This window comes from Oerskovia paurometabola (genome assembly GCF_016907365.1).
In the GTDB taxonomy this organism is placed as follows: Bacteria; Actinomycetota; Actinomycetes; order Actinomycetales; family Cellulomonadaceae; genus Oerskovia; species Oerskovia paurometabola.
In genome coordinates this window covers 3,405,790-3,431,418 of the sequence record NZ_JAFBBV010000001.1, presented here as the reverse complement: position 1 = coordinate 3,431,418, position 25,629 = coordinate 3,405,790, and the positions used below count along the sequence as shown (strand labels likewise).

The 25,629-nt window shown below is 72.8% G+C and carries 19 protein-coding genes; 6 read left to right on the top strand and 13 right to left on the bottom strand.

Annotation, left to right across the window (positions count from 1 at the left end; all coding sequences use genetic code 11):
* Positions 1-27: 27 nt before the first annotated feature.
* Together JOD48_RS15365 and JOD48_RS15360 are read right to left on the bottom strand one after the other, a co-directional pair.
* The gene (locus JOD48_RS15365; protein ID WP_191790886.1) at positions 28-1,359 is read right to left on the bottom strand and encodes an ABC transporter substrate-binding protein; all 1,332 of its coding nucleotides are present in this window, start codon (positions 1,357-1,359) and stop codon (positions 28-30) included.
* A 310-nt stretch (positions 1,360-1,669) separates the two neighbouring features.
* The gene (locus tag JOD48_RS15360) at positions 1,670-2,176 is read right to left on the bottom strand and encodes a DUF2505 domain-containing protein (RefSeq protein WP_191790885.1); all 507 of its coding nucleotides are present in this window, start codon (positions 2,174-2,176) and stop codon (positions 1,670-1,672) included.
* 123 nt (positions 2,177-2,299) lie between these two features.
* Here JOD48_RS15360 and JOD48_RS15355 point away from each other — a divergent pair, with 123 nt between their 5' ends.
* Positions 2,300-3,787 (top strand): sensor histidine kinase, encoded by a 1,488-nt coding sequence (locus tag JOD48_RS15355; protein ID WP_191790917.1) that lies wholly within the window; start codon positions 2,300-2,302, stop codon positions 3,785-3,787.
* A gap of 109 nt (positions 3,788-3,896) precedes the next feature.
* On the opposite strand, the gene JOD48_RS15350 is transcribed toward JOD48_RS15355, so the two are convergent.
* Positions 3,897-4,145 (bottom strand): WhiB family transcriptional regulator, encoded by a 249-nt coding sequence (locus JOD48_RS15350; protein WP_030150075.1) that lies wholly within the window; start codon positions 4,143-4,145, stop codon positions 3,897-3,899.
* A gap of 221 nt (positions 4,146-4,366) precedes the next feature.
* Here JOD48_RS15350 and JOD48_RS15345 point away from each other — a divergent pair, with 221 nt between their 5' ends.
* Positions 4,367-4,840: a hypothetical protein gene (locus JOD48_RS15345; protein ID WP_191790884.1), complete on the top strand. Its 474-nt coding sequence runs from the start codon at positions 4,367-4,369 to the stop codon at positions 4,838-4,840.
* Positions 4,841-4,842: 2 nt separating this feature from the next.
* Here JOD48_RS15345 and JOD48_RS20215 read toward each other — a convergent pair whose 3' ends face one another.
* From JOD48_RS20215 to JOD48_RS15320, 5 genes are all read right to left on the bottom strand, one after another.
* Complete coding sequence (locus tag JOD48_RS20215) at positions 4,843-9,165, bottom strand: FtsK/SpoIIIE domain-containing protein (protein WP_204809694.1); 4,323 nt, start codon at positions 9,163-9,165, stop codon at positions 4,843-4,845.
* A 110-nt stretch (positions 9,166-9,275) separates the two neighbouring features.
* Positions 9,276-11,948 carry an FtsX-like permease family protein gene (locus JOD48_RS15335; RefSeq protein ID WP_239527426.1) on the bottom strand — a complete coding sequence of 891 codons (2,673 nt, stop codon included), beginning with the start codon at positions 11,946-11,948 and terminating at the stop codon, positions 9,276-9,278.
* Positions 11,949-11,971: 23 nt separating this feature from the next.
* The gene (locus JOD48_RS15330; protein WP_191790881.1) at positions 11,972-12,808 is read right to left on the bottom strand and encodes an ABC transporter ATP-binding protein; all 837 of its coding nucleotides are present in this window, start codon (positions 12,806-12,808) and stop codon (positions 11,972-11,974) included.
* Positions 12,809-13,095: 287 nt separating this feature from the next.
* Positions 13,096-13,818, bottom strand: coding sequence for a response regulator (locus JOD48_RS15325; RefSeq protein ID WP_204809692.1), 723 nt, complete (start codon positions 13,816-13,818; stop codon positions 13,096-13,098).
* The gene (locus JOD48_RS15320) at positions 13,815-15,377 is read right to left on the bottom strand and encodes a sensor histidine kinase (RefSeq protein ID WP_239527424.1); all 1,563 of its coding nucleotides are present in this window, start codon (positions 15,375-15,377) and stop codon (positions 13,815-13,817) included. Before JOD48_RS15320 ends, JOD48_RS15325 begins: the two co-directional genes overlap by 4 nt.
* A 330-nt stretch (positions 15,378-15,707) precedes the next feature.
* Between JOD48_RS15320 and JOD48_RS15315 the strand changes: the two genes are divergently transcribed.
* Both JOD48_RS15315 and JOD48_RS15310 read left to right on the top strand, forming a co-directional pair.
* Positions 15,708-16,391 carry a response regulator transcription factor gene (locus JOD48_RS15315; RefSeq protein WP_191790878.1) on the top strand — a complete coding sequence of 228 codons (684 nt, stop codon included), beginning with the start codon at positions 15,708-15,710 and terminating at the stop codon, positions 16,389-16,391.
* Positions 16,392-16,423: 32 nt separating this feature from the next.
* A complete protein-coding gene (locus tag JOD48_RS15310; protein ID WP_191790877.1) occupies positions 16,424-17,776 on the top strand; it encodes a sensor histidine kinase in 1,353 nt (450 codons plus the stop codon).
* Here the strand turns inward: JOD48_RS15310 and JOD48_RS15305 are convergent.
* Positions 17,773-18,387 (bottom strand): GtrA family protein, encoded by a 615-nt coding sequence (locus tag JOD48_RS15305; protein ID WP_204809688.1) that lies wholly within the window; start codon positions 18,385-18,387, stop codon positions 17,773-17,775. The two genes, JOD48_RS15310 and JOD48_RS15305, sit on opposite strands and share 4 nt — an antisense overlap.
* 101 nt (positions 18,388-18,488) lie before the next feature.
* On the opposite strand from JOD48_RS15305, the gene JOD48_RS15300 reads away from it, so the two are divergent.
* Together JOD48_RS15300 and purE are read left to right on the top strand one after the other, a co-directional pair.
* Positions 18,489-19,769 (top strand): 5-(carboxyamino)imidazole ribonucleotide synthase, encoded by a 1,281-nt coding sequence (locus tag JOD48_RS15300; protein WP_204809687.1) that lies wholly within the window; start codon positions 18,489-18,491, stop codon positions 19,767-19,769.
* A 3-nt stretch (positions 19,770-19,772) separates the two neighbouring features.
* Positions 19,773-20,315 carry a 5-(carboxyamino)imidazole ribonucleotide mutase gene (gene purE / locus JOD48_RS15295; protein WP_191790874.1) on the top strand — a complete coding sequence of 181 codons (543 nt, stop codon included), beginning with the start codon at positions 19,773-19,775 and terminating at the stop codon, positions 20,313-20,315.
* A gap of 89 nt (positions 20,316-20,404) precedes the next feature.
* Here the strand turns inward: purE and JOD48_RS19625 are convergent, their stop codons facing one another.
* From JOD48_RS19625 to JOD48_RS15275, 4 genes are all read right to left on the bottom strand, one after another.
* Positions 20,405-21,520, bottom strand: coding sequence for an LCP family protein (locus JOD48_RS19625; protein WP_307824187.1), 1,116 nt, complete (start codon positions 21,518-21,520; stop codon positions 20,405-20,407).
* An 857-nt stretch (positions 21,521-22,377) separates the two neighbouring features.
* Complete coding sequence (gene rfbB / locus JOD48_RS15285) at positions 22,378-23,373, bottom strand: dTDP-glucose 4,6-dehydratase (protein ID WP_191790872.1); 996 nt, start codon at positions 23,371-23,373, stop codon at positions 22,378-22,380.
* Between the two features lie 135 nt (positions 23,374-23,508).
* Complete coding sequence (locus JOD48_RS15280) at positions 23,509-24,768, bottom strand: ABC transporter ATP-binding protein (protein WP_191790871.1); 1,260 nt, start codon at positions 24,766-24,768, stop codon at positions 23,509-23,511.
* On the bottom strand, positions 24,768-25,625 hold the full coding sequence (locus JOD48_RS15275; RefSeq protein WP_225227074.1) for an ABC transporter permease: 858 nt from the start codon (positions 25,623-25,625) through the stop codon (positions 24,768-24,770). Before JOD48_RS15275 ends, JOD48_RS15280 begins: the two co-directional genes overlap by 1 nt.
* Positions 25,626-25,629 lie beyond the last annotated feature (4 nt).

The following is a 25,629-nucleotide window of genomic DNA, read 5'->3' as shown; positions in this document are numbered from 1 at the left end:
CCCTCGGTGGTCACCCCGCGCGCCGGATCAGCTCAGGCCCAGGTCCTTGAAGGACTGGACGGCCTTGTCCCACGAGGACGAGGCGTCGTCGGTCTTCTCGACGTCGACGCGCTTGATGGCGTCCTGGACGGTCTGGTGGATCGAGAAGTAGTTGGCGCCCTTGAAGGGTGCGCCGTCGATCGCGAGGGCGCGGTTGACGAAGATGCTGCCCACGGGTGCGGCGTTGAAGAAGTCGTTGGTGAACGTCTGCACGGCCTCGGACTCCTGCGCCTCGATCTGCGAGGGGAAGGTGCCGGCGTTCTCGAAGGCCTTGGTCTGCTGGGCCGGGTCGGTCAGCCAGGCGGCGAGCTCCTTGGCGGCTTCGGCGTTCTTGCCGGAGGCCGGCACCGTGAGGAAGGACCCGCCCCAGTTGAGGCCGCCCCCGGGGAAGACGTCGGCGACGTTCCAGCCGGTCACACCGCCCGAGCGCTCCTCGACCGGGCCCGTCATCCAGGCCGGGCAGATCATCGTGGCGAAGCCGTTGTTCTGGAACGCGGCGTCCCAGTCGGCGCTCCACTGCTCGAGGCCGGCGGACAGGCCGTTCGTGGTGGACTGCTCCACGACGGTGGTGTAGATGTCCTGGATCTCGGTGTTGGTCGCGAGGTCCTTGGGCGTGCCGTCGGACTCCTCGTACGCGTTGTCGATCTGGTTGACCATGCCCTGGGAGATCGACATCGCGCTGTCGTACCAGGCGGAGTCGCTCGCGGCGGTGAAGGTGGCACCTGCGGCGAAGTAGTCGTCCCAGGTGGCGTCCGCGCCGCCGAGGAGCTCGGCGACCGCAGCGGGGTCGGTGGGCAGGCCCGCCGCTCCGAACAGGTCCTGGCGGTAGCAGATCGCGCTCGGCCCGATGTCGGTGCCGTAGCCGATGACCTTGCCGTCGGTGGTCGTGGCCTGCTGGACCTTCCAGTCGACCCACCGCCCGTCGAGGGACGCGTCGGTCAGGTCGGTGAAGAGATCGGGGTACTGCATGAGCTCGGGGAGCCAGTCCACCTCGATGGCTTCGATGTCGGCCAGGCCGTCGCCGCCTGCGGCGAGCTTGGTCGTCATGTTGGTGCGCGCGTCCTCGGCCTTGGCAGCCTTGGTCTGCTTGACGGTGACGTCGGGGTGCTCCGCGGTGTAGGCGTCGAGGAGCTCCTGGGTGTAACCGAAGTCGTTGAACGTCGCGACGGTGAGCGTGATCTTGCCGTCGGCCGAACCACTGCCCTCGTCCGACGAGCCGGAGCCCGAGGAGCAGGCGGTCAGGGTGAGGGCGAGGGTCGCGAGGCCTGCCACGGCGACGGTCGCTGTGCGGGTGCGGGTCGAACGGGTGCTGCTCAGCACGGTGACTCCCTTGTCGATGATCGGCGTGGCAGCGCTCCCATCCTCCTTTGAGTGGTAGCGCTCCCACGAAGTGCCATGATGGTGGCTGCTGACTTCTCGGGATGTCAACCTCGGGAGGTGACAGAACGTGGTGGAAACGCTCCCACGGTGGCATCCGTGCAGGTCAGGACGTTTTCCTGCGGAATCCCGTACCCGAATCGTTATCGGTTACCGACCGCCTGTATGGGATTCGCCGCGTGCGCTGGGCGCTCGCGCGGACCCGTCGTCCGGCACTCGGCACAGGCCCGTCCGGAGCCCGCCGACGTCACCGTCAGGGGGCCGTGAGCCACTCCACGCCGGCCTGCTCCTCGGACGCCAGCGTGGCCCGGACGGCACCTGCTGCGGCGTCTTCGACGGCCGCCGCGAACAAGGGGACCGTCGCCTTGAGCTCGCCCTCGTACGACTGGCGGGTCCCGCCGTCGGGCAGGGCCTCGAGCGAGACCGTGCCGGTCATGCGCACGGGCGCGCCCGTGATCTCGAGCGAGACGGTTCCCCGCCGCACCCCGTCCACCGCAGGCTCCCAGACCTCGGCCTGGCGGATCTCGAGCGCGTTCCCCACGAAGGCGCGCAGGTGGCCGGGGATCTGGTCCGTGGGCAGCGTGCGCCGCACGACCACCGAGAAGCCCTCCGCGAGCGACCCCGTCACGTCCGCGAGGTCCACGAGGCTCTGCGGGCCACCCGTGCGCTGCGCGCGCCACCGGACGAATGCCTCGCTCGCGAGCATCGCGGTGACGTCGTCCAGACCGGCGGGGTAGTGCAGATCGACGCTCAGGTGCACAGGATCTCCTCGGGACGTGCTGACCGGCGCGCAAGGTGCGCCGGGGAGACCGACTCTACCCAAGGAAGAGCCCCGATCCCGTGAAGACGGCAGGGCATGCGTACGCTGGAGCCCGTGTCTGCCATGAGTGACTTGATCTCCCGCCACGCCGAGCTGTCGCCTGCCGACAACGAGTGGCTGCACCTTCTCGTCGGGGACTGGCAGGTCATCTCCGACCTGGCGTTCGCCGACCTCGTCCTGTGGCTGCCCACGGGCGACGGGAACTTCGTCGCCGTGTCCCAGTGCCGACCGAGCACCGGGGCCACCGTCCACTACGACGACATCGTCGGTTCGATGGCTCCCGACGGCCAGCGTCCCCAGCTCGAGCGCGCCCTCTCGGAGGCCCGCTCGCAGCGATCGCGCGAGCCCCGCTGGTTCGGTGCGTACGCGGTGCGCGAGGAGGCCATCCCCGTCGTGCACGAGGGGCACGCGATCGCGGTCGTCGCGCGGCAGACGAACCTCGGCAGCGGGCGCACGCCCAGCCGGCTCGAGCTCAACTACGTCGAGGCCGCCGACGACCTCATCGCGATGATCTCCCGCGGCGAGTTCCCCGCGCCCAACGCGGCGACCGGCCCGCGGCGTGGCGCCCCCCGTGTCGGGGACGGGCTGATCAGGCTCAACTCCGAGGGTGAGGTCCTCTACGCGAGCCCCAACGCCCTGAGCTGCTTCCACCGCCTCGGTGTGATCGGACCCCTCGTCGGACGTTCGCTCATCGAGGTCACGACCGACCTGATCGAGCACCAGAGCCCGGTCGACGAGTCCCTGCCGCTCGTGGTCATGGGACGTGCGCCGTGGCGCACGGACATCGAGGCCCGTGGGGTCGCCCTGTCCCTGCGCGCCCTGCCGCTCACCGAGTCGGGGCAGCGCATCGGTGCGGTGCTGCTGTGCCGCGACGTCTCCGAGCTGCGTCGTCGCGAGCGCGAGCTCATCACCAAGGACGCGACGATCCGCGAGATCCATCACCGCGTCAAGAACAACCTGCAGACGGTCGCCGCGCTGCTGCGGCTCCAGGCACGACGCATGGACGTGCCCGAGGCGCGAGCCGCGCTCGAGGAGGCCATGCGCCGCGTCGCCACGATCGCCCTGGTGCACGAGAGCCTGTCCCAGACTCTCGACGAGGAGGTCGAGTTCGACGACATGGGCGGCAGGGCCCTGCGCCTGGCCGCCGACGTCGCCTCGGCCGACACCAAGGTCCGCACGGTGCAGACCGGGAGCTTCGGCCTGGTCCCGGCCGAGGACGCGACCCCCCTCGCGCTCGTGCTGACCGAGCTGGTGACGAACGCGGTCGAGCACGGCTTCTCGGGCCGCAAGGACGGGACCGTCGAGATCGACGCCCGGCGCAACGGCTCCGCCCTGCGGATCGTGGTCGCGGACGACGGCGTGGGCATGCCGGCACCGGGCACCGAGCCTGCGGTCAAGCCCAAGAAGAGCGGCCTCGGGTCGCAGATCGTCGCGACGCTCGTCACGAACGAGCTGGGCGGGACGATCGAGTGGTCGGCCCGTCCGGAGGGTGGGACGCAGGTCGTCCTCCAGCTCGTCCTGCGCGACGGCGGGGGCTCGCGGCAGGGCTGAGCAGAGGGTTCACGGACAGGATCGGATCGGTCGAGAATTCTCTTCCGTGGGCAACATAAAGGGCCGCCACCAGGTGGTGACGGCCCTTTATGAGAAAAGTATGTGAAGCTCAGCCTGCGCGACGGGCGCGAGCGGTGCGGCGCTTGAGAGCGCGGCGCTCGTCCTCGGACAGCCCGCCCCAGACGCCTGCGTCCTGACCGGACTCGAGCGCCCACTTGAGGCACGTGTCGACGACGTCGCAGCGACGGCACACGGCCTTCGCCTCTTCGATCTGCAGGAGGGCAGGGCCGGTGTTCCCGATCGGGAAGAACAGCTCAGGGTCTTCTTCCAGGCAGGCTGCGCGGTGGCGCCAGTCCATGTGAGGTCTCCTTGGCATGGCGAGCAAGGCCGCTTCGTGAATGTGTCGGACGCACGTCCACAATGGGCTTCAGGCTCAGGTGGGGGGTAATTGATGCTTGAACTAGGTTCACACCTCGTGAAGCCCAGCACAAGGGGTTACCGGAAAGTTTCTGCGGGGTGAACCGTGAGGTCTTGGTCACACTTCGGTGAAGGTGCAGGTCACGCGTAGTCTGGGTTGTCGTGGCACCAGTGAGCACCCCGAATCAATCCACCCCCGAGCCTCCCGAGGAGGGCAAGGCCCGCTCGTCGAGCCTCCCGGCAGGGGCGCGACCGCCCGCACTGTGGGTCGTGATCGCCGGGATCGTCCTCGAGGCGCTGGCCCTCGCGGCGGCCGCGGTGCTCGTCCTGTTCGAGCTTCTCACGGGAGGCTCCTTCTCGGCCGGGGTCTCGATCTTCCTCGCCCTGTTCTGCGCCGGCGTCGCGGTCGTCCTCGGTGCCAGCGCGCGCGGCCTGCTGCGCGGGCAGCGGTGGGCGCGCTCGCCCGTGGCCACCTGGCAGCTGCTCCAGATCGTGGTCGCCTTCAGCTGGCTGCAGTACGAGGTCACGTCCGGGGGGATCCTCACCATGGCGCTCGCACTGGTCGTGCTCGTCGGACTCATGCTGCGCCCCGTCGTCGTCGCGACGACCCGCGACGTTGCCCGCACCGAGGGCTGACGTCACGACCGGTCCGTGACGCCGAGCGCCGCGGTCCGGGCGACCACCGGTGGCACCCGGCTCGTCCCGGGAGCCGTGACCTGGACAGGGACGAGGTCGTTCCCGCAGACGGCGACGGCCCGACCGACCGGTCCGCCCTCGGGGTCGACCGAACCGCCCAGCGGTCTCCCGAACACCTCACCCGAGCCACGCTCCTCGGGGGCCAGGACGAGGCCGCTGCGCGCGCCCCGCAGCTCGGCGACCGGCCCCCGGTGGGCCATCGCCGCCGCCGCGGTCGTGCAGGACGCAAGGACCACGACGCCTGTGCGCACCAGGTCCGTGAGGACGTCCGCCTCGAGCGGGAACGTCTGGACGAGCAGGTCCAGGTCGTCGACGACCACCACGTCGCCCGCGCCGAGCCCGACGCTCGGCAGGGTGCCGAGCAGGGCCCGCACCTGCGCCGACGCGCGAGGACCGGTGGCCGCGAACGGCTCGGTTGCACCGGGCCCGCCCGCGGACGCGCCGAGCGGTTCGAGCTCCGTGAAGCGCTCGTCGGGCGAGACGATCGCCCGGAGCCTGCCCGTGGCGTGGGCCTGACGCGCCAGGACCAGCAGGGCGCTGCTGCGCCCGCTGCCGGGGGGCCCCACGACGAGCGCCCCGCGCGAGACGTCGAGGAGGACACGGTCCGCGTGGTCGCCGCCCCGTCCGACGACGAGACGTCCCGCTGCAGCGCCGGCGCCAGCACCGACTCCGTCCGCCGCGTCGTCCGTGACGTCCGGCTCGGTCACGATCCGGGGAAGCGGGAGCAACCGCACCGGCCGATCACGCCTCGTGTCGCGCAGACCGGCAGGGCCGCCCGTCGGGTCACCGGGCTCGGAGTCGACGACCACCTGGCACTCGACGGCGTCGCCCGCCCCGAGCCACACGGCACGGCCCGGACGGCCGCCGTGCCCGGCGAGCCGTGAGGGGACGCCGAGCGCGACGTCGTCGGGCACGGTGCCCGAGGCCAGCACGAGGCGCGGCCCCACGCGCGAGGACAGGCCCGCCAGCCCCGGGGAGCCACCCGCGAGCGCGACGTGCACGCCTCTTGCGGGACCCTCGGAGAGCAGCCGGGCGAGCTGGTCCGCCCCGGCGCCCGACGCGAGCCGGGCGAGGGAGACGCGCAGGTCCTCGACGTCGTCGAGCAGGACGAGGGTCGGGCGGTCCTGCGGGCGGCCCAGCAGGAGGTCGACGAGGCGTGCGACCCGCCGCGCGTCGTGGCGAGGCGCGACGGTCCCGCACGACGGGTGACCCGGCAGCCCGTGCGTGAGCGTCGGCGCGTCGCCGACGAGGTGGACGTCCCAGCCGCGGTCGAGAGCGGCGACCGCGAGGGCGCGCAGCGTCGTCGAGCGCCCGGACCGTGGTCGCCCGACGACCGCCAGGTGCCCGCGGTCGGGCTGCCAGGAGACGAGCCCGCGCCGCTGCTGGTCCGGCAGGTCGGACAGGGCGAGGGGCAGGCCGTCGGGGACGTCGCCAGGAAGCGCGACGTCCTGCAGGTCCGACGGCGTCACGCGCGCAGGGAGCGCGGGGAGCCACGGCGGGGCGAGGGCCGGGAGACGGGCGGCGCGCGCCGCGAGGACGGCGGCCGCGACCAGCCGGGCGACCAGGTCGGGCGTGAGGTCGACGGCGGTGGTCGTGCCACGAGCCGCTCCCCAACGTCGGGCGGCCAGCACCTGGGCCCCGGGACGCGGCGCGGCCGTCCCCGCGTGCGCGCACTGGACCACGAGCGGCGGTTCGGTGCCTCGTCGCAGCACGGCTCGGCCGGGCCGACCGGCAGGGATGAGCGCGGCATGGGGCGCGTCGATCACGTCTCGCGAGTCGCCGGGGTCGATCTGCCGCAGGGCCAGGCGCAGCGAGATGTTCGCTCGCATGTCAGCGGTCACGGCACCCGCGGGGCGCTGGGTGGCCAGGACGAGATGCACCCCGAGGGACCGGCCCTGCGAGGCGAGCCGCAGGAGGCCGGGGAGGAAGTCCGGCAGGTCGTCGGCGAGCGCCCGGAACTCGTCGATGACCACGAGGAGCCGGGGGAGCGTCCCGACGGGCAGGCCGTCGATGTCGGCCGCCCCTGCCTCTGCCACGGCCTGCTCACGCCGGCGCAGCTCGGCGCGCAGGCCGGCCAGGGCTCGGCCGGCGAGCCCTGGCTCGAGGTCCGTGACGCGTCCGACGACGTGCGGGAGGTCCACGCAGTCGCCGAAGCCCGCCCCGCCCTTGAAGTCGACGAGCGCGATCGCGAGGTCGCGCGGGCTGTGGGTGAGGGCGAGCCCGAGCACGAGCGACTGCAGCAGCTCGGACTTGCCGGCTCCCGTGGTCCCGGCGACGAGGGCGTGCGGCCCGTCGCGGACCAGGTCGACGTGGACGGTGCTGCCCTGCGCGTCGGTGCCGAGCGGGACGACCAGGCCCGGGCGAGATCCGTCCGCGGGCACCGACCACCGGGCGTCGACCCACGACGTCATCGAGGCAGGCTCGTGGGGGACGGGGGCCAGCAGCAGCCCCGCCAGCGAGACGCTCGCCGCGAGGTCGGGGTGGACGGGGTCCGTGCGGTCGACCGGCCCCCCGGGCGCGGTGCCCGCGGGCCAGCGGCCGAGGCGTGCCGCGGCGGCGACGTGCCGTGCGTACCGCTCGGCCCACGGGGCGGACACCCCGAGCTCCGGGGCGGGTTCGGACGCACCGTCGGCGAGGTGCCACGTGCCCCGGCTCGTGTCCAGGACCGTGCGGCACCAGGCCGGCACGGACCTGCGGTCGGGGGCGAGGAGGATCAGCCGCTCCGCCCCGGTACGCCGCGCCCACCACGACTCGAGGGGCTCGACCGTCCCGGTGCCTGCGGTGGAGCGGTCGACGTCCACCAGCACGACGCGGTCGGTCGGCGGGCTCGTCCCGCCCTCCCTCCCCGCACCTGGCACGAGGTCGCTCCGGCGCGAGCCGGGCAGCCAGCGCAACCAGGACCAGTCCGGCGCGAGGTCGTCCTGGTGCACGGCGTCGACCTCGGCGCCCGAGGCGACCTGGGCGAGGAGCAGCGCGCGACCGGCTGCCAGACGGGACTCGCGCGGTCCGACCACCGCCACGCACCCGTCGGGCAGGTACGTGCCTTGAGCGCTCGGCGTCTCCGGGCGGGGTGCCGGCTCTCCCAGCGCGCGTGCACCGCTGGTCGGGTGGTCGGTGTTCGGCGCAGGGTCGGCCGCATGGTGGGCGGCGAACGCCGCGGTCATGAGGTCCGCAGGGTGCGGCGCGGGGTACCCGGTCCGGTCGAGCAGGCCGCCCGGGACAGGGGACCGGTCGTCGCGCAGCGACCCCCGCGGGGCCGAGGAGGCGTGATCGCGGGTACCGGGGCGGCTCGCGGGCCGCGCCCGGTCGCCGCCCGCTCCGGGGGCCGCGCCGGGCCGCCCGACGTGCCCCTCGCCCGTGCCCGAGCGTGCGAGCGAGGACGAGCGGCGCCGTCGGGCGAGGAGGGGGACCACGAGCGTGAGCGGACCGATCAGCGCAAGGAGCGCGAACAGGGGCTGGCGCGTGCTCGCCGCGAGCGCGAGCGACCCGACGGCCGGGGTCACGGCCATCAGGAGCGCGGCCGGACCGAGAGCCTCGCGGGGCGCGGCAGTGACCGGACGGGCGAGCCCGCTCGTGACGTCCCACTCCTCGAGGCGGGGCCGTGGGCGCAGGTCGTAGGTCGTGGGCCCGACCCGCAGGACGTGACCGGGGCGCCAGCGTCGCCACGCTCCGCGCCGCACGCGCCGCGACCTGCCCTCGGGGGGCTCCCGGCGGACCGGCACGGCCCGCTCCCCGCGCCGGGCACCCCGCACCCGCACCTCGAACCCGACGTCCGTCCCGTCCGCTCCTGCCGCGGCCCCCGCGTGGTCTGTGGCGCGGCCCCCCGCCCCCGGGAACCACCTCCGACGGCCCGCCGCGCGCAGCGTGACGACGACGCACGGACCGGTCCCGTGCTCCAGGCGGAGCGCAGAGCCCGGCCGCACCGGCAGCAGGCCCCCGCATCCCGGCCCGCTCAGGACCGCGACGTGCCAGGGGGCACGGAGCGCGGCGACGTCCTGGTCCCGCTCGGCGCTCGCGGACCGGGACCCGTCCGCGCGTCCCGCAGGGGTGCGTCTCGCGTGCCCCGTCACGCGGAGGATGGCCCCGGGAAGCAGGGGACGCGTCCCGACCCGGTGGTCCTCGCCGAGGACGACCCCGTCGACCTCGAGCGGGGCGCCGGCAAGCTCGGGGCGGCACGCGACGCGCGCCAGGTCCGGACGGAGGTCTCCCAGGCGCGAGCCGGGGGTCACGTCGAGGTCGACGCCGGGATGGAGGGTGATGAGCACGCGCCGATCCTGTCGTCCCCCGAAGGGCTCCGCAGACGCCGACGGCGCGCCTGTGGACGAGGAGATCGTCCACAGGCGCGCCGTCGGGCACGGTGCCGCTGGATGGCGGGTCAGTCGACCGCGAGCGCCTCCACGGGGGAGGTACGGGCCGCCGAGCGGCCCGGGATCACCGAGGCGAGCAGACCGGCGACGAGCGCCACGACCAGCACCAGGGCGACGTCGCGCCACGGGACGGCCAGGGTCACGTCACCCATCACGGCGAGTGCCGCGGAGGCCCCGGCCCAGCCGTACAGGACGCCCAGCACGATGCCGAGCACCGCGCCGACCCCCGCGATGAGCATGCCCTCGATGGCCAGCATCCAGCGCAGCTGGGACCGGCTCAGGCCGATGGCCCGCAGGGTCGCGGACTCGCGGCGGCGCTCGATGACCGAGAGCGACAGGGTGTTCGCGACGCCGATCAGGGCGATGACGACCGCGACTGCGAGGAGCCCGACGACGATGCCGAGGACCGTGTCGACGACCTTCTGGTAGAGGGCGCGCTCGACGGCGGCACCGGTCACGTCGATCGGGATGCTGCTCTCGGCGAGCGCGTCCTGGAGCGCGGGGACCACGGACCCCGCGTCGGTCACGTCGGTCAGCCCCACCCAGGCGGTCGTGACCGGCGCGCCGGGGGCGATGCCGTCGAGCGTGTCGGGGGTGACCAGGAGGGCGCGTCCGCCCATCGGGGTGACCAGCGCCTCGAGGGTGGCGGGGGATCCCGTGCCCTCCGGGGCCGTCGCGGCCAGCGACAGCTCGTCGCCCGTGGCGATCTTCCAGTCCTTGGCGACCATCTCGGGGACGACGACCGTGCCGGGCACCAGCCCCTCGACGGCCTTCGCGTTGCGCACGAGCCCCACGGCGTCGGCGGGGTCGACGCCGCGCGCGAGGAACGTGATGGACTGTCCGTCCAGGTCGACCGAGACGGTCGCCGCGGTGAGCGGGACGACGCTCGCGATGCCCTCGGTGCTCTCGGCGGTGCTCATCGTCGTCTGCGGCAGCTCGATGGGGTCGTTGCCCCCGTTGTCGTCGTAGCCGTCCGTCGCGAGCGAGACGTCCACGGGGTAGCGGCTGTCGAGCTCGTTGTTCATGCTCATCCGTGCGCTGACCGCGCCGGTCGACATCATGGCCACGAGCGTCACACCGATGAGGAGCGCCGTGCTGGTGGCAGCGGTGCGGCGCGGGTTGCGCAGGGTGTTGGCCGCCGCGAGCTTGGCCGTGCTGCCGGAGCCCGTCAGGGCCTTGCCGACGACGCTGACCACCCGGGGGAGCCAGAAGATCGCGCCGATCAGCACCCCGACGAACGAGGCGGCGCCACCGGCCGTCGCCGCGAGCAGCCCCATCTCGGCGCTGCCCTGCTGCCCCAGGACGATGCCCAGGGCGAGGAGGCTCGCGCCACCGACGACCAGGAGGATCGAGGCGACCAGACGGACTCGCCCGGCTCCGGTCGAGACGGTCGGCGCGTCCGACGGGCGCAGCGCGGCGAGCGGCGCGACCCGGGTCGCTGCGCGGGCGGGGGAGAAGGACGCGACGAGCGTGACGACGGTGCCGACCAGCAGAGGTACCAGGACGACCGGGACGGTGATCTGGACCAGCTCCGGGAGCGGGACGCCGAGGTCCATGCCGCCGGCCACGGTGAGCGCGAGCTGGACGAGCCCCGTGCCGACCAGGATCCCGGCGACCGAGGCGATGATCCCGAGCATCGTGGCCTCCAGCAGCACCGATCGTGCGAGCTGCTTGCGGTCGGCGCCCACGCAGCGCAGGAGCGCGAGGGTCCGGGTGCGCTGGGCGACGAGCACCTGGAAGGTGTTCGCGATGACCAGGGCCGCGACGAGCAGGGCGATCGCGGCGAACGTGAGGATCATGTAGGTGAAGACGTCCTCGCCGCCGGTCATCTCGGCAGCGACCTTCTTCGCGTACTCGTCGGTCGTCATGACCGTGGTGCCGTCCCCCTGCGAGTCGGCGATCTGGGTGCGGACGGTCTCGACGTCGGCGCCCGGGGCGAGAGCCACGAGGACGTCGTTCGTGACGTCGGCCGAGGCGCCGGGCTCTGCGGCCGAGTCGTCCCAGGTTGTCAGCTCCGCCGCGTCCACCAGGCCCGCGCCGCCGTACTGCGAGTGGGCGCCCATCGGGTCGTCGAGGAGGCCGACGAGGGTCAGCTTCTCGTCGACGTCGGTGTACTCGCCGAGCGGGGCCTCGTCGGGCGACGTCGTGCCGCCGTCCGCTGCCTCGCCGGCCGTCGCGCTGCTGTCCGCGCTGTCCGTGCCGTCCGTGCCGTCCGGCGCGGTCGCGCCCTCGGCAACAGGCTGCCAGACGGAGCGTACGAGCGTCACGGTGTCGCCGAGCTCGAGGCCCAGGCGGTCCGCGGTCTCCTCGGGGAGGGCGATCTCGCCCGCGGCCGACGGCTGGGCGCCCGCAGTGACCTCCTGCGGCTCGAACCGCGGGTCGGTCATGACCGGGCTGACGATCTGGAAGGTGCGCTTGCCGCCCGAGACCAGCTGGAAGGCTCGGAGCTTGCGCGCGTCGGCGGCCTCGACCCCGGGGGTCGATCCGACCGCGGCGATCTCCGCAGCGTCGAGGCCCTGGTCGTTCGCGACGACCAGGTCGGAGTCGGCGTAGCGCGCGGCGATCGAGCCGTTGGTGACCTGGGTCATGACGTTCCCGGCGAGGAGCGTCGCGGTCAGGAAGGCGGTCCCGATGAGGATCGCGATGCCGGCGGCGCTGAGCCGCCCGATGCTTCGGCGCATCTGCGCCAGGGTGAGCCGGACCATCAGGCGCGCACCGCCGTCGAACCGGTCGAGCCGCCCGCGAGCGCGTCGGCGGGGTCGCCCTCGAGCGTGCGCAGCGCGTCGAGGCCGGCGAGGACGGACTCGGGCGTCGGGTCGTCGATGTCGCCCGCGATGCGGCCGTCCGCGATGAGGATGACGCGGTCGGCGTACGCGGCAGCCGTCGGGTCGTGCGTGACCATGATGATGGTGCGCCCGAGCTCGCGGACCGAGCGGCGCAGGAAGCTCAGGACCTCGGCGCCGGAGCGCGAGTCCAGGTTTCCGGTGGGCTCGTCGGCGAACACGACCTCGGGCTTGGCGATGAGGGCGCGGGCGATCGCGACGCGCTGCTGCTGCCCGCCCGAGAGCTCGCTGGGGCGGTGGGTGAGGCGAGCGCCCAGGCCGAGGGTCTGGACGAGCGTCGCGAGCCACTCCTTGTCGACCGTCCCCGAGGCGAGCTCGATCGGGAGCGTGATGTTCTGCTCGGCCGTGAACATGGGCAGCAGGTTGAACGACTGGAAGACGAAGCCGACGCGGTCGCGGCGCAGCCTGGTCAGCTCGTTGTCACCGAGCGCGGTGATCTCGGTGTCGCCGATGAAGCCCTGGCCGCTCGAGGCGGTGTCGAGCCCGGCGAGCAGGTGCATGAGCGTGGACTTTCCCGAGCCCGAGGGGCCCATGATCGCGGTGAACGCGCCCTTCTCGAAGTCCACGTCGACGCCGTCGAGCGCGCGCACGGTCGCCTCGCCCTTGCCGTACAGCTTGGTCAGGGACCGGGCGCGCACCGCGGGGGTGCCCGGTGAGGCGGCGGTGCCGGGGATGGGCTGGTACACGGTGGTGTCCACGTCTGCTCCAGGTAGTTCGTCGTCGGTAGGTCCGGTCCCGGGGCGGGGCGCGTGGTGCGCCCGGCGCCGGGACCGAGGGGGTGCGGGGGAGAGCCGAGGCCCTCGTTCCCACCTGATGACGACACTAGGAGCCGGGGGGTGGCGGCCGCGTCCGGCGACGGGCTGGTCCTGGCCGCAGGGGGAGTCATCCCGTGGTCGTACGCGCCCGGTCGGGCGGTACGCCGCACGTCGAGCGGTCCCGCAGCCAGGGTCCGTCCGGCCCCCGGCGAAGCCCCTGCCCGACGGCGTCACGCGCCCGGGCGCACCAGCCCGGTCTCGTAGGCCGTCACCACGGCCTGTACGCGGTCGCGCGCCTCGAGCTTGGCGAGGATGCGCCCGACGTGGGTCTTGACCGTGGCCTCGGCGACGAACAGGTCGCCCGCGATCTCGGTGTTCGACCGGCCCTTCGCCATGAGAACGAGCACCTCGCGCTCGCGCTCGGTGAGCGAGGAGACCTGCTGCTGGGCGCCCGTGTCGACGAGCTGCTCGGCGGGCAGGGCCACGACCAGGTGCTCGAGGAGCCGGCGGGTCGAGGACGGGGCGATCACCGCGTCCCCCGAGTGCACGGTGCGGATCGCCGCGAGCATCTCCTCGGGGGGAGCGTCCTTGAGGAGGAAGCCGCTGGCCCCGGAGCGGATCGCCTCGAGGACGTACTCGTCGAGGTCGAACGTCGTGAGCACGATGACGCGCGGCACGTGCTGCCCCTCGGCGGCCGCGGCCGTGAGCTGCGCCGTCGCGGCGAGCCCGTCGAGGTGGGGCATGCGCACGTCCATGAGCACGACGTCGACGGGGTGGTCCGCGAGCAGCCGGAGCGCCTGGAGCCCGTCACCGGCCTCGACCGTGACCTGGAGGTCGGGCTGCGAGTCGATCACCATCCGGAAGCCGGCCCGCACGAGCTGCTGGTCGTCGACGAGCGCGACCCGGATCGGGGCGCGCTCGGGCGGGTCGGAGGCGAAGAAGGTGGAGGTCATGGGTCCTGACGATCGTCGGGTGCGGGTGCGGGTGCGGGTGCGGGTGCGGGCCGGGTGCCGCGAGGGTCCATCCTGCCCGACAGGTGGTCCGGCGGGGGTGGCACGGGGGCAGGACCCGCCGACCGACCCGCCGCCGGACCGGCCGCCGGACCCGCCGTCGGGCCGTGCGGTGGCGACTGCGGACCGGGAGCCGACGGGAGGAGGGGAGCGACGCCGTCGAGCCGGGGGATGGGCATGGTGAACCGGACGCGGAAGCCGCCCCCGGGGCGGGGGCCCGTCGTCACGGAGCCGCCGAAGATCACGGCGCGCTCGCGCATGCCGAGCAGACCGTAGCCGGGCGAGTGCGAGCCGTCCGCGGAGGCGCCCCTCCCGTCGTCGTCGACCGCGAGCTGGAGCGTGTCGACGCCCCAGGTCACGACCACCGTGACGGTCGGGTCCGGGCCTGCGTGCTTGAGGATGTTGGTCAGCGCCTCCTGGCAGACCCGGTACACGGTCAGCCCCGCCCCCGGAGGCAGGGCGCGCGGCGTGCCCATGCGGACGAGCGAGACCCGCATGCCGCTCTCGCGCACCTGGGCGACGAGGGTCTCCAGGTCGGCCGAGTCGGGCTGCGGGTTGAGCTCGATGCGGCGGGTCGCGCCCGTGACGGGGGTGGGGTCCGTGCGGGGGGAGCCGGTGGGCGCGACGGCGCTCGCGGGACCTCCTGGGGGGAGGGGCCGGGGACGGTTGTTGAGGCCGGGGGCGTGCGTGAGCTGGGCAGGCCCGGCGACGGCGTCGCGGTCGTCCGTGCGCAGGACCCCGAGGAGCCGGCGCATGTCGGCCAGCGCGGCACGACCTGTCTCCGAGACCGTCGTCAGTGCGCGCGTGGCCGCGGCCGGGTCCGTGGCACCGGCGTAACGTCCACCGTCGGCCTGGGCGATGATGACGGACAGCGAGTGGGCGACGATGTCGTGCATCTCGCGGGCGATGCGCGAACGTTCGGCGGCCGTCGCGATCTGCGCCTGCTGGTCGCGCTCGACCTCGAGGCGCTCGGCGCGGTCGACCAACGCGTTGATGGTCTCGCGCCGCGAACGGCGGACCAGCCCGAACGCCCAGACCGCGAGGAACATCATGGTCGTGAACATCGTGGTGAACACGAGGACCCCGGCCGCCTCGCCCGGGCCGCTCGCCTGCATGGCGAGCGAGAGCCCGAGCACCAGGGAACCGGCGGCCGAGGAGATCATCGCGGTGCGGTGCGCCCACCGGGGGCCGTAGACCGTGACGGAGAAGAGGGAGATCAGCAGGAGGAAGTCGGCCGGGAGGAAGACGATCCCGAACAGCAGGTGGAGCAGCGCGACCGAGTAGACCGTGATGGCCGACGCCACGGGGCGGACCCGGCGCCACGGCAGCGGGGCGATCATGCCGATCGTGAAGAGGGTCGAGAGCGTCGAACCGCCCGTGGCGGACGTCCCGAGCGCCCAGGCCGCAGGCACGAAGGCGAGCGCGACGACGAGCGTCGTGGTCATGTCGACACCGAACCGGTGCCGCTCCCACCACTTGCCCATGTTCTCGTACCAGCCCATGCCTGCCAGCCTAGGTGGGGCCCGCCGTCGGAGGGTCCACCCGTGGACGGACCGGGGGCGTGCCCCGGCCCGACCAGGGCATGATCCGGGGTCGCGGGAGCGGCCGGCCGGGTCGCGGCCCGTCGGGGCGCGGGCGCCGGACACGGGTCGTGCGAACGCCTTCCCGTGACGTCCCGACGGCGTCCGCATGGCCGGGCCTACCGGGTGCAACCGGGCAGACCCGGGCAGAGCAGAACACCCGGGCCATCGGTGTCCATCAGGTGTGCCATGGGTGTCCCACAACGCCTGCCGGATAACGCCAAAGTTCTACGAATGCCCTAGCATGATCGAATGACCCACGTACTGCTAGCGGAGGACGACCCGGCGATTGCCGAACCTTTGGCGCGTGCGCTGACGCGTGAGGGTTACAACGTGGTCGTGCAAGGAACTGGTCAAGGAGCGATCGACGCCGCGAACGGCGTCGACATCGTCGTCCTCGACCTGGGCCTCCCGGACATGGACGGCCTGGACGTCGCACGTGAGATCCGCAACAAGGGTCTGACGACGCCGGTCCTGGTCCTGACGGCACGTGCCGACGAGGTCGACCTCGTGGTCGGCCTCGACGCCGGCGCCGACGACTACGTGACCAAGCCCTTCCGCCTGGCCGAGCTCCTCGCCCGCGTGCGGGCGCTCCTGCGACGCACCCACGGCGACACCACGGACGAGGAGGAGCTGGTCGCGCAGGACGTCCGCATCGACGTCTCCGCCCACCGCGCCTTCCAGGGCGAGCGCGAGCTGCACCTGACCACCAAGGAGTTCGAGCTCCTGCGCGTGCTCATCGCGAGCGCGGGATCCGTCGTCGTGCGTGACACCCTCATGCGCGACGTGTGGGGCTCGGAGCCCGTGGGCTCCACCAAGACGCTGGACATGCACGTGTCCTGGCTGCGCCGCAAGCTCGGCGACGACGCCAACTCGCCGCGCTACGTCTCGACGGTCCGGGGCCTCGGCTTCCGGTTCGAGACCGGCGAGGGCTGATCAGCCCACAGGGCTGAGCGAAGGAGTAGGGCGTGCGTCGACGCGTGCTGCAGGCGACGGTCGCGGCCGTCGCCGTCGCCGTCCTGCTCCTGGGGTTCCCCCTGGCCTTCCTCGGCGCGCAGTTCGTGCTCGCCAACGAGAAGGCCCAGCTCCAGGGACGGGTGGACACGCTCGCCCGGAACATCGACGCCCGGCTCTCGCAGAACGAGCCGATCCCGCAGTCGGTCCTCGACAACGCGTCCGAGGGGCGCCCGGGCGAGCTGCCCGCGTACGTCTTCGTCAACCTGCCCGACGGCGAGCACATGACTGCGGGCGAGGTCATCTCCGGACGGGTCAACGAGGCCGCGGACCGGACGGACCAGAACGCGACCGTGGCCCTGACCACGTCGTTCGCCGACAGCTACTGGAACGCCGCGAAGATCGTCCTGCTCGTCGTCGCGGCCTCGGTCGTCGCCTTCGCGGCAGGCATCGCGATGGCCGTGTGGCAGGCCAACCGGCTGTCGGCGCCGCTGGTGTACCTCGCCGCCTCGGCCGAGCAGCTCGGGTCCGGCCAGGTCCGACCCCGGCTCGAGCTCTCCGGGGTCGAGGAGATCGATCTCGTGGCCGCCGAGCTCGCGCGCAGCTCCGACCGCCTCGCCGGACGTCTGGCCGCCGAGCGCCAGTTCGCCTCCGACGCCTCGCACCAGCTCCGGACGCCCTTGACCGCGCTGAGCATGCGGCTCGAGGAGATCTCGATGGCCTCCGACGACCCGGAGATCCAGGAGGAGGCGCGCATCTCGCTCGAGCAGGTCGAGCGCCTCGTCACGGTCGTCGACGACCTGCTCACGCAGTCGCGTCGCGCACAGGGCGGCACGACCGAGGCCGTCCGCCTGATCGACGTGGTGCACCAGCAGGAGGAGGAGTGGGTCCCCACGTTCGCCAAGGCCGGTCGCCGGCTCGTGGTCGACGTGCCCGACGGCTACCAGGTCCTCGCGACCCCCGGCGCTCTCGCGCAGGTGCTGGCCACCCTCATCGAGAACTCGCTCAAGCACGGTGCGGGCACCACGACCGTGCGTGCCCGACCGAGCGGGACCAGCGGCGCCGTCGCGATCGAGGTCGGTGACGAGGGCGAGGGGGTCTCCGACGAGATGGCCTCGCGCGTCTTCGAGCGCGGCGCGACCTCGGGAGCGGGGACGGGGCTCGGGCTGGCCCTCGCCCGTGACCTCGCCGCGGCCGACGGGGGCCGGCTCGAGCTGGCCCAGCGTCGCCCGCCGATCTTCGCGCTCTTCCTCGCGGGCGTGCCCCGCACGCTCGACCCGCGGATCGTGCTGCCCACCGGGACCACGATCTCGGCGTCCGGGGCGCGCAAGCGGCGACGCAGGCGCGGGCGGGACGCCGAGAGCTAGGCCTTGTCGGAAGGGTTGCCCGTCGCGACCGGGTCAGGGACAGGGGTGGCGGCGAGCGTGGCGGCCCCGTCGAGCGGACGGGGCCCGACCCCCGCGCCCGTGAACACGACACGTCGGTAGGCGACGTAGCGGAACACGTTCGCCAGTGCGAGACCGACCCCGTTCGCCGCGACGTTCTCCGCGAGGGGGGACGTCAGCCCGAGGACGTCGGTCGTGAACGCGAGCACGCCGAGCGAGATGGCCATGCCCGCGGCGTTGACCAGCAGGAAGGTCAGCAGCTCGCGGCCGTGGCGGCTCGTGCGGCGGTCGGAGAAGGTCCAGTAGCGGCTGCCGAGCCACGACACGACCGTCGCGACGCCCACGGCGATCGCCTTGGCCTCGAGCGGGCTCGCGCTCAACGCTTCCCAGGGGCCGAAGCGCAGCAGGTTGAACAGCCCGAGATCCACGAAGAAGGCGACGGTACCCACGAAGCTGAACCGGCCCAGCTCTGCCAGGCGCGCGACGACGCGCGTCCGACGTCGGGCGGCGTCGGACGCGAGGCGGGCGGCGGCCCCGACGGGTACGGGCGCCCGGACGGGGCTGAGCGAGAGCTCGTCGACCTGGCTGGACATGGTCGGCAGGGTACGCCGTGGACCTGGGAAAGATTGCCAGGAGCAACCGCCGGGTGGGACGGGTCGTCCGACGGTCGGTCGAGCGACTACCCTCGGTACACGTGTCAGCACCAGTGATCGCCGTTGTCGGAGGCGGGCAGCTCGCCCGCATGATGGCCCCTGCGGCCGGTGAGCTCGGGGTGCACCTACGGGTGCTCGTCGAGGCTCCCGGGACGTCGGCGGCCCAGGTGGTGACCGACGCCCCGGTGGGATCGGCCACCGACGAGGTCGCGATCCGAGACCTCATCGCACCGACGGACGGCAGGGCCCCGGCCGACGTCCTCACGTTCGAGCACGAGCACGTGCCCAACGACCTGCTGACCGACCTCATCGAGCACGGCACCCCCGTGCGGCCCGCGCCGCACGCCCTGGTCCAGGCGCAGGACAAGATCGTGATGCGCCGCCGGCTCACCGAGCTCGGCGCGCCGTGCCCACGCTGGGCCCCGCTGCCCGTCGACCCCGAGCAGGGGCACGCGACGCTCGCCGGCTTCCTCGCCGAGGTCGGCGGCGAGGCTGTGGTCAAGACGTCGCGCGGCGGCTACGACGGCAAGGGCGTGCGCGTCGTGACCTCGGCCGACGAGGCCGCCGACTGGCTCGCCGCCGCGGCAGCGGGCGGCCCACAGCTCCTCGTCGAGGAGAAGGTCCCGTTCACGCGTGAGCTCGCGGTCCTGGTCGCGCGGCGCCCGAGCGGCGAGGTCCGCACGTGGCCCGTCGTCGAGTCGATCCAGCGCGACGGCGTCTGCGCCGAGGTGATCGCCCCCGCCCCCGACCTGACGGACGCCGAGGCCCGCGAGGCGCGCCAGGTGGCCGTCGCGATCGCCGAGGGGCTCGACGTCACCGGCGTCCTCGCGGTCGAGATGTTCGAGGTCGCTGATGGCGCTGTCGGCGCTGGCGGCCCCGTCGACGCCCTGGGCGCCGCCGGCTCGGCGGACGGTCGCCCCGCCCGCCGCGTCCTGGTCAACGAGCTCGCGATGCGCCCGCACAACTCCGGTCACTGGACCATCGACGGCGCGGTCACGAGCCAGTTCGAGCAGCACCTGCGCGCCGTCCTCGACCTGCCGCTCGGCGACACGTCGCCCACGGCCCCGTGGACGGTCATGGCCAACGTGCTCGGGTCGAGCCTGCCCGCCCTCACCGACGCGCTGCCCGGGGTCCTGGGCGCGTTCCCCGACGCGCGCGTCAACCTGTACGGCAAGGACGTGCGCCCGGGCCGCAAGCTCGCCCACGTGAACGTGAGCGGCCACGACCTGGGCGAGGTCCGCCGTCGGGCGCTGGGCGCGGCCGCGCTGCTGCGCGGCGAACCCCTCCCCGAGAACCACACCACCGACGAGACGAAGGCCTGAGACATGACCGAGAGCACGCCCACGGTGGGCATCGTGATGGGATCCGACTCCGACTGGCCCGTGATGCAGGAGGCCGCGGCCGCGCTGCGCGAGTTCGGCGTGGCGATCGAGGTCGACGTCGTCTCGGCCCACCGCATGCCCACCGAGATGATCGACTACGGGCGCAGCGCCGCCGAGCGCGGGCTGCGCGTGATCGTCGCGGGCGCCGGGGGAGCCGCGCACCTGCCGGGCATGCTCGCGGCCGTCACACCCCTGCCGGTCATCGGCGTGCCCGTGCCGCTGCGCCACCTCGACGGCATGGACTCGCTCCTGTCGATCGTGCAGATGCCCGCGGGCGTGCCCGTCGCGACCGTCTCGATCGGGGGCGCGCGCAACGCAGGCCTGCTCGCCGTGCGCATCCTCGCCTCGGGCACGGACGACGCCGCAGCGCGCCTGCGCGAGAAGATGGTCGCCTTCCAGGAGGCCCTGAGCGAGCAGGCGCACGCCAAGGGGGCCGCACTGCGCGCCACGGTCGCCGGAGAGCGCCGCACGGGCTTCGGGGCGTAAGCGCCCCAGCACCACGAGAAGGGCCCGCACCGAGGAACGGTGCGGGCCCTTCTCGCTGCCGTGCGGGACGGCGCCGACGACGACTACGGCTACGACTGGGGCAGGCCGCCCACGACGCCCGCGGGCAGCTTCCCGTCGCGCAGGTCCGCCCAGAACGCCGGGCTCAGGTCGGGATCGAGACGCACCGTCGAGCCGACCCCGCCAGGACGGTAGTCCGGGTCGGAGATCGGTGGCGTGCCGGTGACGCCGTCAGGGCCGTTCGCGGCCCGGAAGGCCAGCGCGAGCTTCCCGAGGTCGACGATGCCCGTCTTCTCGTCGACCTCGAGAGCACCGATACCGGCACCGAGCAGCGAGACCTGGTCCCCGGGGCGCACGAGCAGGCTCGCGTCGACGGCCTTCTGGCTCACCGCCCCGATGACCTGCCGCTGGCGCTCCCCACGGCCGATGTCGCCCTTGGGGTCGGAGTAGCGCATGCGGGCGAACGCCAGGGCCGTCGTGCCGTCCGCGTCGTGACACCCGGCAGTCCAGACGAGCCCGCTGTTGGGATCGTTGACGTCGTAGTCGAGGCACAGCTCGACGCCGCCCACGGCGTTGACCACGTTCGAGACGCCGCCCAGGCCGATCTCGACGAAGTGGTCCACCGTCAACCCGGTCAGCCCTTCGACGGTCTGGACGAGGAGCGGTGCCCCGCCCCACGAGTACGCCGCGTTGAGCTTGGCGGGCCCCCTGCCGGGAACCTCGACGAACGAGTCGCGCGGGAGGCTGATGAGGGCGGCGGGGCCGCTCGCCGGCTTGTGCAGGATCATGATCGTGTCGGTCCTGGCGCCCTCCGTGCCGTCCTCGGCGATGCCGTCACCGCCGCGCGCGTCGGAACCCGCGAGGAGGTAGGTGGTTCCCGCGGTCCCCGAAGCACCCGAGAGAGCATCGACGTGCTGGATCTTGCCGTTGGCCCACACGAGCAGGCCGACCGGCCAGGCGATGAGCAGGACGAGGGCCAGGACGCCAACCGTCGTGGCGAGGCGTCGCCCCCGCCGGCGGCCCCGCGGGCCGCCGGCCGTGACCGGTGGGCGGGTGGACGGCGGGCGCGTCCCGGGCGGCGAGCCGGTGGGGCGCGTCGACGGTCGGGCACCGCGAGGCGCCGACGGCCGCGAGGCCGCGGCGGCCGGCCGAGAGGCCGACCCGGGCTGCTGCTGTGCGCCCCCCACTGCCTGCGCCGGTGACCGGGGGCGGGTGGTCCTGCCGTGAGCCGGGGGGACCGACGGGGGCGCGGCGCTCTCGGTGGACGTCTGCGCCCGGGCACTCGCGCCGCGGCGGGCGTCCGAGGAACCCACAGGGCGCGCCGGAGGGGCAGGAGGCGGAGTCCCCGGCCGTGACGGCGGGGCGGCGGCGGTGCGCGACGACTGGCGCTTGATCCGCGGCTCCGAGGTGAGCGGGACGTCCGGAGCGAGCGGCTCGACAGGGCGACCGGCCGACCGGGGTGTGCCGTCGGACCCGACCGCGATCGCGTCGTTGGCGCTGGGGGGCCTGCCTGCACGCCCTGTCTGGGGCGTGAAGCTCGGGGGCCTGGTCCGGCCCGAGGGAGACTCGTCGTGGGACATGGCGGCCTCAACCACCCACGTGAGCGACGACGTCGAGCAGGACGGACCGGGGGAGCCGGTGGGCGTCCGGACGCGAGACGGACATGGGGACGATGATGCCACTCGTGCCACGGGTCGGGCGGCAGGAGAGGCGGACACGCCCGGACCGGGTGAGATCGCGCCCTCGACGGTTCGTGCCCACCCGCCGCGACGGCGCGACGACCGGGACCGCGCACGTGGGGGTCCTTGCCGTCGAGCCGGGCGAGAGACAGCTACGAGAGGTCACGGTTCAAGAGCATAGGACGAAGCCCGGCCCGCGCGGAGGGGTCCGGGAGGTTGCCGCGTGGAGGTCTCGTAGAGACACCCGTCGAACCGTGCCGCTCCGGCGCGGAGCGGGCTCCACGAGGGCTGGCGAGAGAGGCCGCGGCTGGCGGGGCGGGCCGACGGGCGGTACGCCGACGTGGCGCCCGCCAGCCCGCTCCTCGCTACTGACCGACCTTCGCGTACTTCGCCTCGGTCTCGGCCTTGGCAGCGCGCCACCAGGACTCGTTCGCCCGGTACCAGTCCACCGTGGCCTCGAGGCCCTGACGGAAGTCCGTGTAGCGAGGGGTCCAGCCCAGCTCGTCACGCAGCTTGGAGGAGTCGATCGCGTAGCGCAGGTCGTGGCCAGGACGGTCCGCGACGTGGTCGAAGTCGTCGGGGGTGCGCCCGAAGATCTCGAGGAGGGTCTGGACGACCTCGAGGTTGTTCTTCTCGCCGTCGGCACCGATCAGGTAGGTCTCACCGGCTCGCCCGGCGTCGATGATGGCCCAGACGGCCGAGTTGTGGTCCTCGACGTGGATCCAGTCGCGGACGTTCTGGCCGGCGCCGTACAGGCGCGGGCGGATGCCGTCGATCAGGTTCGTGACCTGGCGCGGGATGAACTTCTCGATGTGCTGGTACGGGCCGTAGTTGTTCGAGCAGTTCGAGATGGTCGCCTGGATCCCGAAGGACCGCGCCCAGGCACGGACGAGCAGGTCGCTCGACGCCTTGGTCGACGAGTACGGGCTCGACGGGTTGTACGGCGTCGAGGCCGTGAACCGCTCCGGGTCGTCCAGCTCGAGGTCGCCGTACACCTCGTCCGTCGAGATGTGGTGGTACCGGGTGCCGTGCTTGCGCACGGCCTCCAGGAGAGTGAAGGTCCCGATCACGTTCGTCTGCACGAACGGCGACGGGTCGTCCAGCGAGTTGTCGTTGTGCGACTCGGCCGCGAAGTGGACGACGAGGTCGCTCGCACCGACGAGACGGTCGACGAGCTCGGCGTCCGAGACGTCCCCCTTGACGAAGGTGATCCGGTCGGCGACGGGCGCGAGCGACGAGAGGTCACCTGCGTAGGTGAGCGCATCGAGCACCGTCACCTCGACGTCAGGACGCTCGCGGACGGTCTGGTGGACGAAGTTGGAGCCGATGAAACCGGCTCCGCCGGTGACGAGAAGACGCATGGGTGATTCCTCCTGGCGGGTGCAATGCCCTCATACCCTAGCCGTTGGTGCTCGCCGGAGGTTCCGGCGGGCGCGACGCACGACGCCCCGGTGCCCGCTCCGAAGAGCGGGCACCGGGGCGTCGACGACGTGGGGTCAGACCGTGGACGCCCCGACCGTGCTGTCCTGCCCGGAGAGGACCTGGGCGTTCGTCCAGGTGACGCCGACGGACCGCCCGTCGGCCACGACCGAGAGCTGGACCGCGTCGCGCAGCCGGTGGAGCTCGGAGCCGGCAGCGTTCGTCACGGCGCCGTGCAGCGCATAGCTTCCCTCACCGATGTGGAGGTCGGGCAGCAGGAACTCCACCCGGTGCGTGCCCTCGAGACGCGGCAGCGGGACACCCAGCAGCTTGGTGTTGGTCCCGTACACGTTGACCCCGAGCGCCGTGTCGATACCGATCCCGACGATCGCTCCCGAGATCGGGGTGCTCGCCTCGACCGTGACGGCCACCACGACGTCGGTCGCGGGGGAGATCTCGGAGACGGGGCTCCCGTCGGGCGAGAAGAGCCCGACCGACTGGACGACGGCGCGCTCGACAGCGTGCGCCGGCTCGTCCTCGACCTTGGTGGACTGCTCCGCCTCCTGGATCCTGATCTGCTCGCGCTCGATGTCCTCCTGGCGGATCTGGTCGAACTCGCTGCGCAGCGTCCGCAGGGCCTCCCGGGGAGCCCCGTCCGCGATGACCGCCCCGCTCTCGAGCACCACGGCGCGGTCGCACAGGTCGGCGACCTGGTCGAGCGAGTGGCTCACGAAGATGATCGTGCGCCCGTCGTGCTGGAACTGACGGATGCGGTCCATGCACTTGCGCTGGAACGGCTCGTCACCGACGGCCAGGACCTCGTCCACGAGGAGGATGTCCGGGTCGACGTGCACGGCCACGGCGAAGGCGAGCCGGACGTACATTCCCGAGGAGTAGAACTTCACCTGGGTGTCGATGAACTTCTCGATGCCGGAGAAGTCGACGATCGCGTCGAAGTAGCTGTCCGTCTGCTCCCTGGACAGCCCGAGGATCGAGGCGTTGAGATAGACGTTCTCCCGCCCCGTCAGGTCCGGGTGGAAACCCGCACCCAGCTCGAGCAGGGCAGCGAGACGTCCGCGGATGCTGACCGTGCCCGACGTCGGCTGGAGGATCCCGCCGATCATCTTGAGCAACGTGCTCTTGCCCGAACCGTTCGGCCCGACGAGTCCGACCGTGGAACCGGACGTGATGTCGAGGTCGACGTCACGCAGGGCCCAGAAGTCGTCCTTGTGCTTGTTGGAACGGCCGAAGTTGACGAGTCGCTCCTTGAGCGACTTCTCCTTGCGGATGACGAATCTCTTCGAGATGTTGTCGACCCGGACGACGGTGGTGCTCATCACAGCTCCTGTGCGAAGTTGCTCTGCAAACGGGAGAAGACGCGCTGCCCGATCCAGAGGAGGACGATCGAGATCCCGAGCGTGATGAGCAGGCGCACACCGAGGTCGTCGGGCATCGGCTGTCCGTCGCCAGCCACCCAGAAGGCGCGCTGGAAGGCGAAGATCACCTGGGTCATCGGGTTCGACGCATAGATGTTCTGCACGAGCTCCGACGAGACCTGGGACGTGATCTGGCTCCACGAGTAGACGATCGGCGACGCCCAGAAGGCGAGCATCAGCACGATCTCCACGAGGTACTGGACGTCACGAAGATAGACGTTGACCGCGGACAGGATGAGGGCGAGCGCGCTCGCGAAGGTCACGAGGACCGAGAACCCCAGGATGAAGTAGAGCCAGCGCTCGCCCGTCGGGAACTGACCGCGGATCGCGGTGAACCCCAGGAGGATGACCAGCTGGATCCCGAAGTTGAAGAGTGCCGAGCCGACGACGCTGAGGGGGAAGACCTCGCGCGGGACGTAGACCTTCTTGATCAGGCCCGAGTTGACGACGATCGAGCCCGTGCCGGTCGAGACGATGTCCGAGAACAGCTGCCACGCCGTCAGGCCGGTGAAGATGTAGATCGCGAACTCGGGGATGTTCCGCTCGGCTCCGAGGAACTTGCCGATGGCGACCCAGTACACGAGCAGGAGCGCGATCGGACGTGCCAGGCTCCAGAAGAAGCCCAGGATGCTGTCCTTGTAGCGAGCCTTGATCTCTCGGCGGACGAGGAGCCCCACGAGCTCACGGTGCGAGAAGATGTCCCGGAGGGACTGCAGGGTTCCACCGAAGATGCCCGAACGCGGGCCAGCGGGACGCATCGGT

Bases quoted from the DNA above. Each gene is read 5' to 3' on its own strand.
- JOD48_RS15280 (WP_191790871.1), bottom strand. From the start codon at position 24,768: ATGAGCACCACCGTCGTCCGGGTCGACAACATCTCGAAGAGATTCGTC.
- purE (WP_191790874.1), top strand. From the start codon at position 19,773: ATGACCGAGAGCACGCCCACGGTGGGCATCGTGATGGGATCCGACTCC.
- JOD48_RS15320 (WP_239527424.1), bottom strand. From the start codon at position 15,377: ATGGGCTGGTACGAGAACATGGGCAAGTGGTGGGAGCGGCACCGGTTC.
- JOD48_RS15325 (WP_204809692.1), bottom strand. From the start codon at position 13,818: ATGACCTCCACCTTCTTCGCCTCCGACCCGCCCGAGCGCGCCCCGATC.
- JOD48_RS15335 (WP_239527426.1), bottom strand. From the start codon at position 11,948: ATGCGCCGAAGCATCGGGCGGCTCAGCGCCGCCGGCATCGCGATCCTC.
- rfbB (WP_191790872.1), bottom strand. From the start codon at position 23,373: ATGCGTCTTCTCGTCACCGGCGGAGCCGGTTTCATCGGCTCCAACTTC.
- JOD48_RS15350 (WP_030150075.1), bottom strand. From the start codon at position 4,145: ATGGACTGGCGCCACCGCGCAGCCTGCCTGGAAGAAGACCCTGAGCTG.
- JOD48_RS15275 (WP_225227074.1), bottom strand. From the start codon at position 25,625: ATGCGTCCCGCTGGCCCGCGTTCGGGCATCTTCGGTGGAACCCTGCAG.
- JOD48_RS15315 (WP_191790878.1), top strand. From the start codon at position 15,708: ATGACCCACGTACTGCTAGCGGAGGACGACCCGGCGATTGCCGAACCT.
- JOD48_RS15305 (WP_204809688.1), bottom strand. From the start codon at position 18,387: ATGTCCAGCCAGGTCGACGAGCTCTCGCTCAGCCCCGTCCGGGCGCCC.
- JOD48_RS15355 (WP_191790917.1), top strand. From the start codon at position 2,300: ATGAGTGACTTGATCTCCCGCCACGCCGAGCTGTCGCCTGCCGACAAC.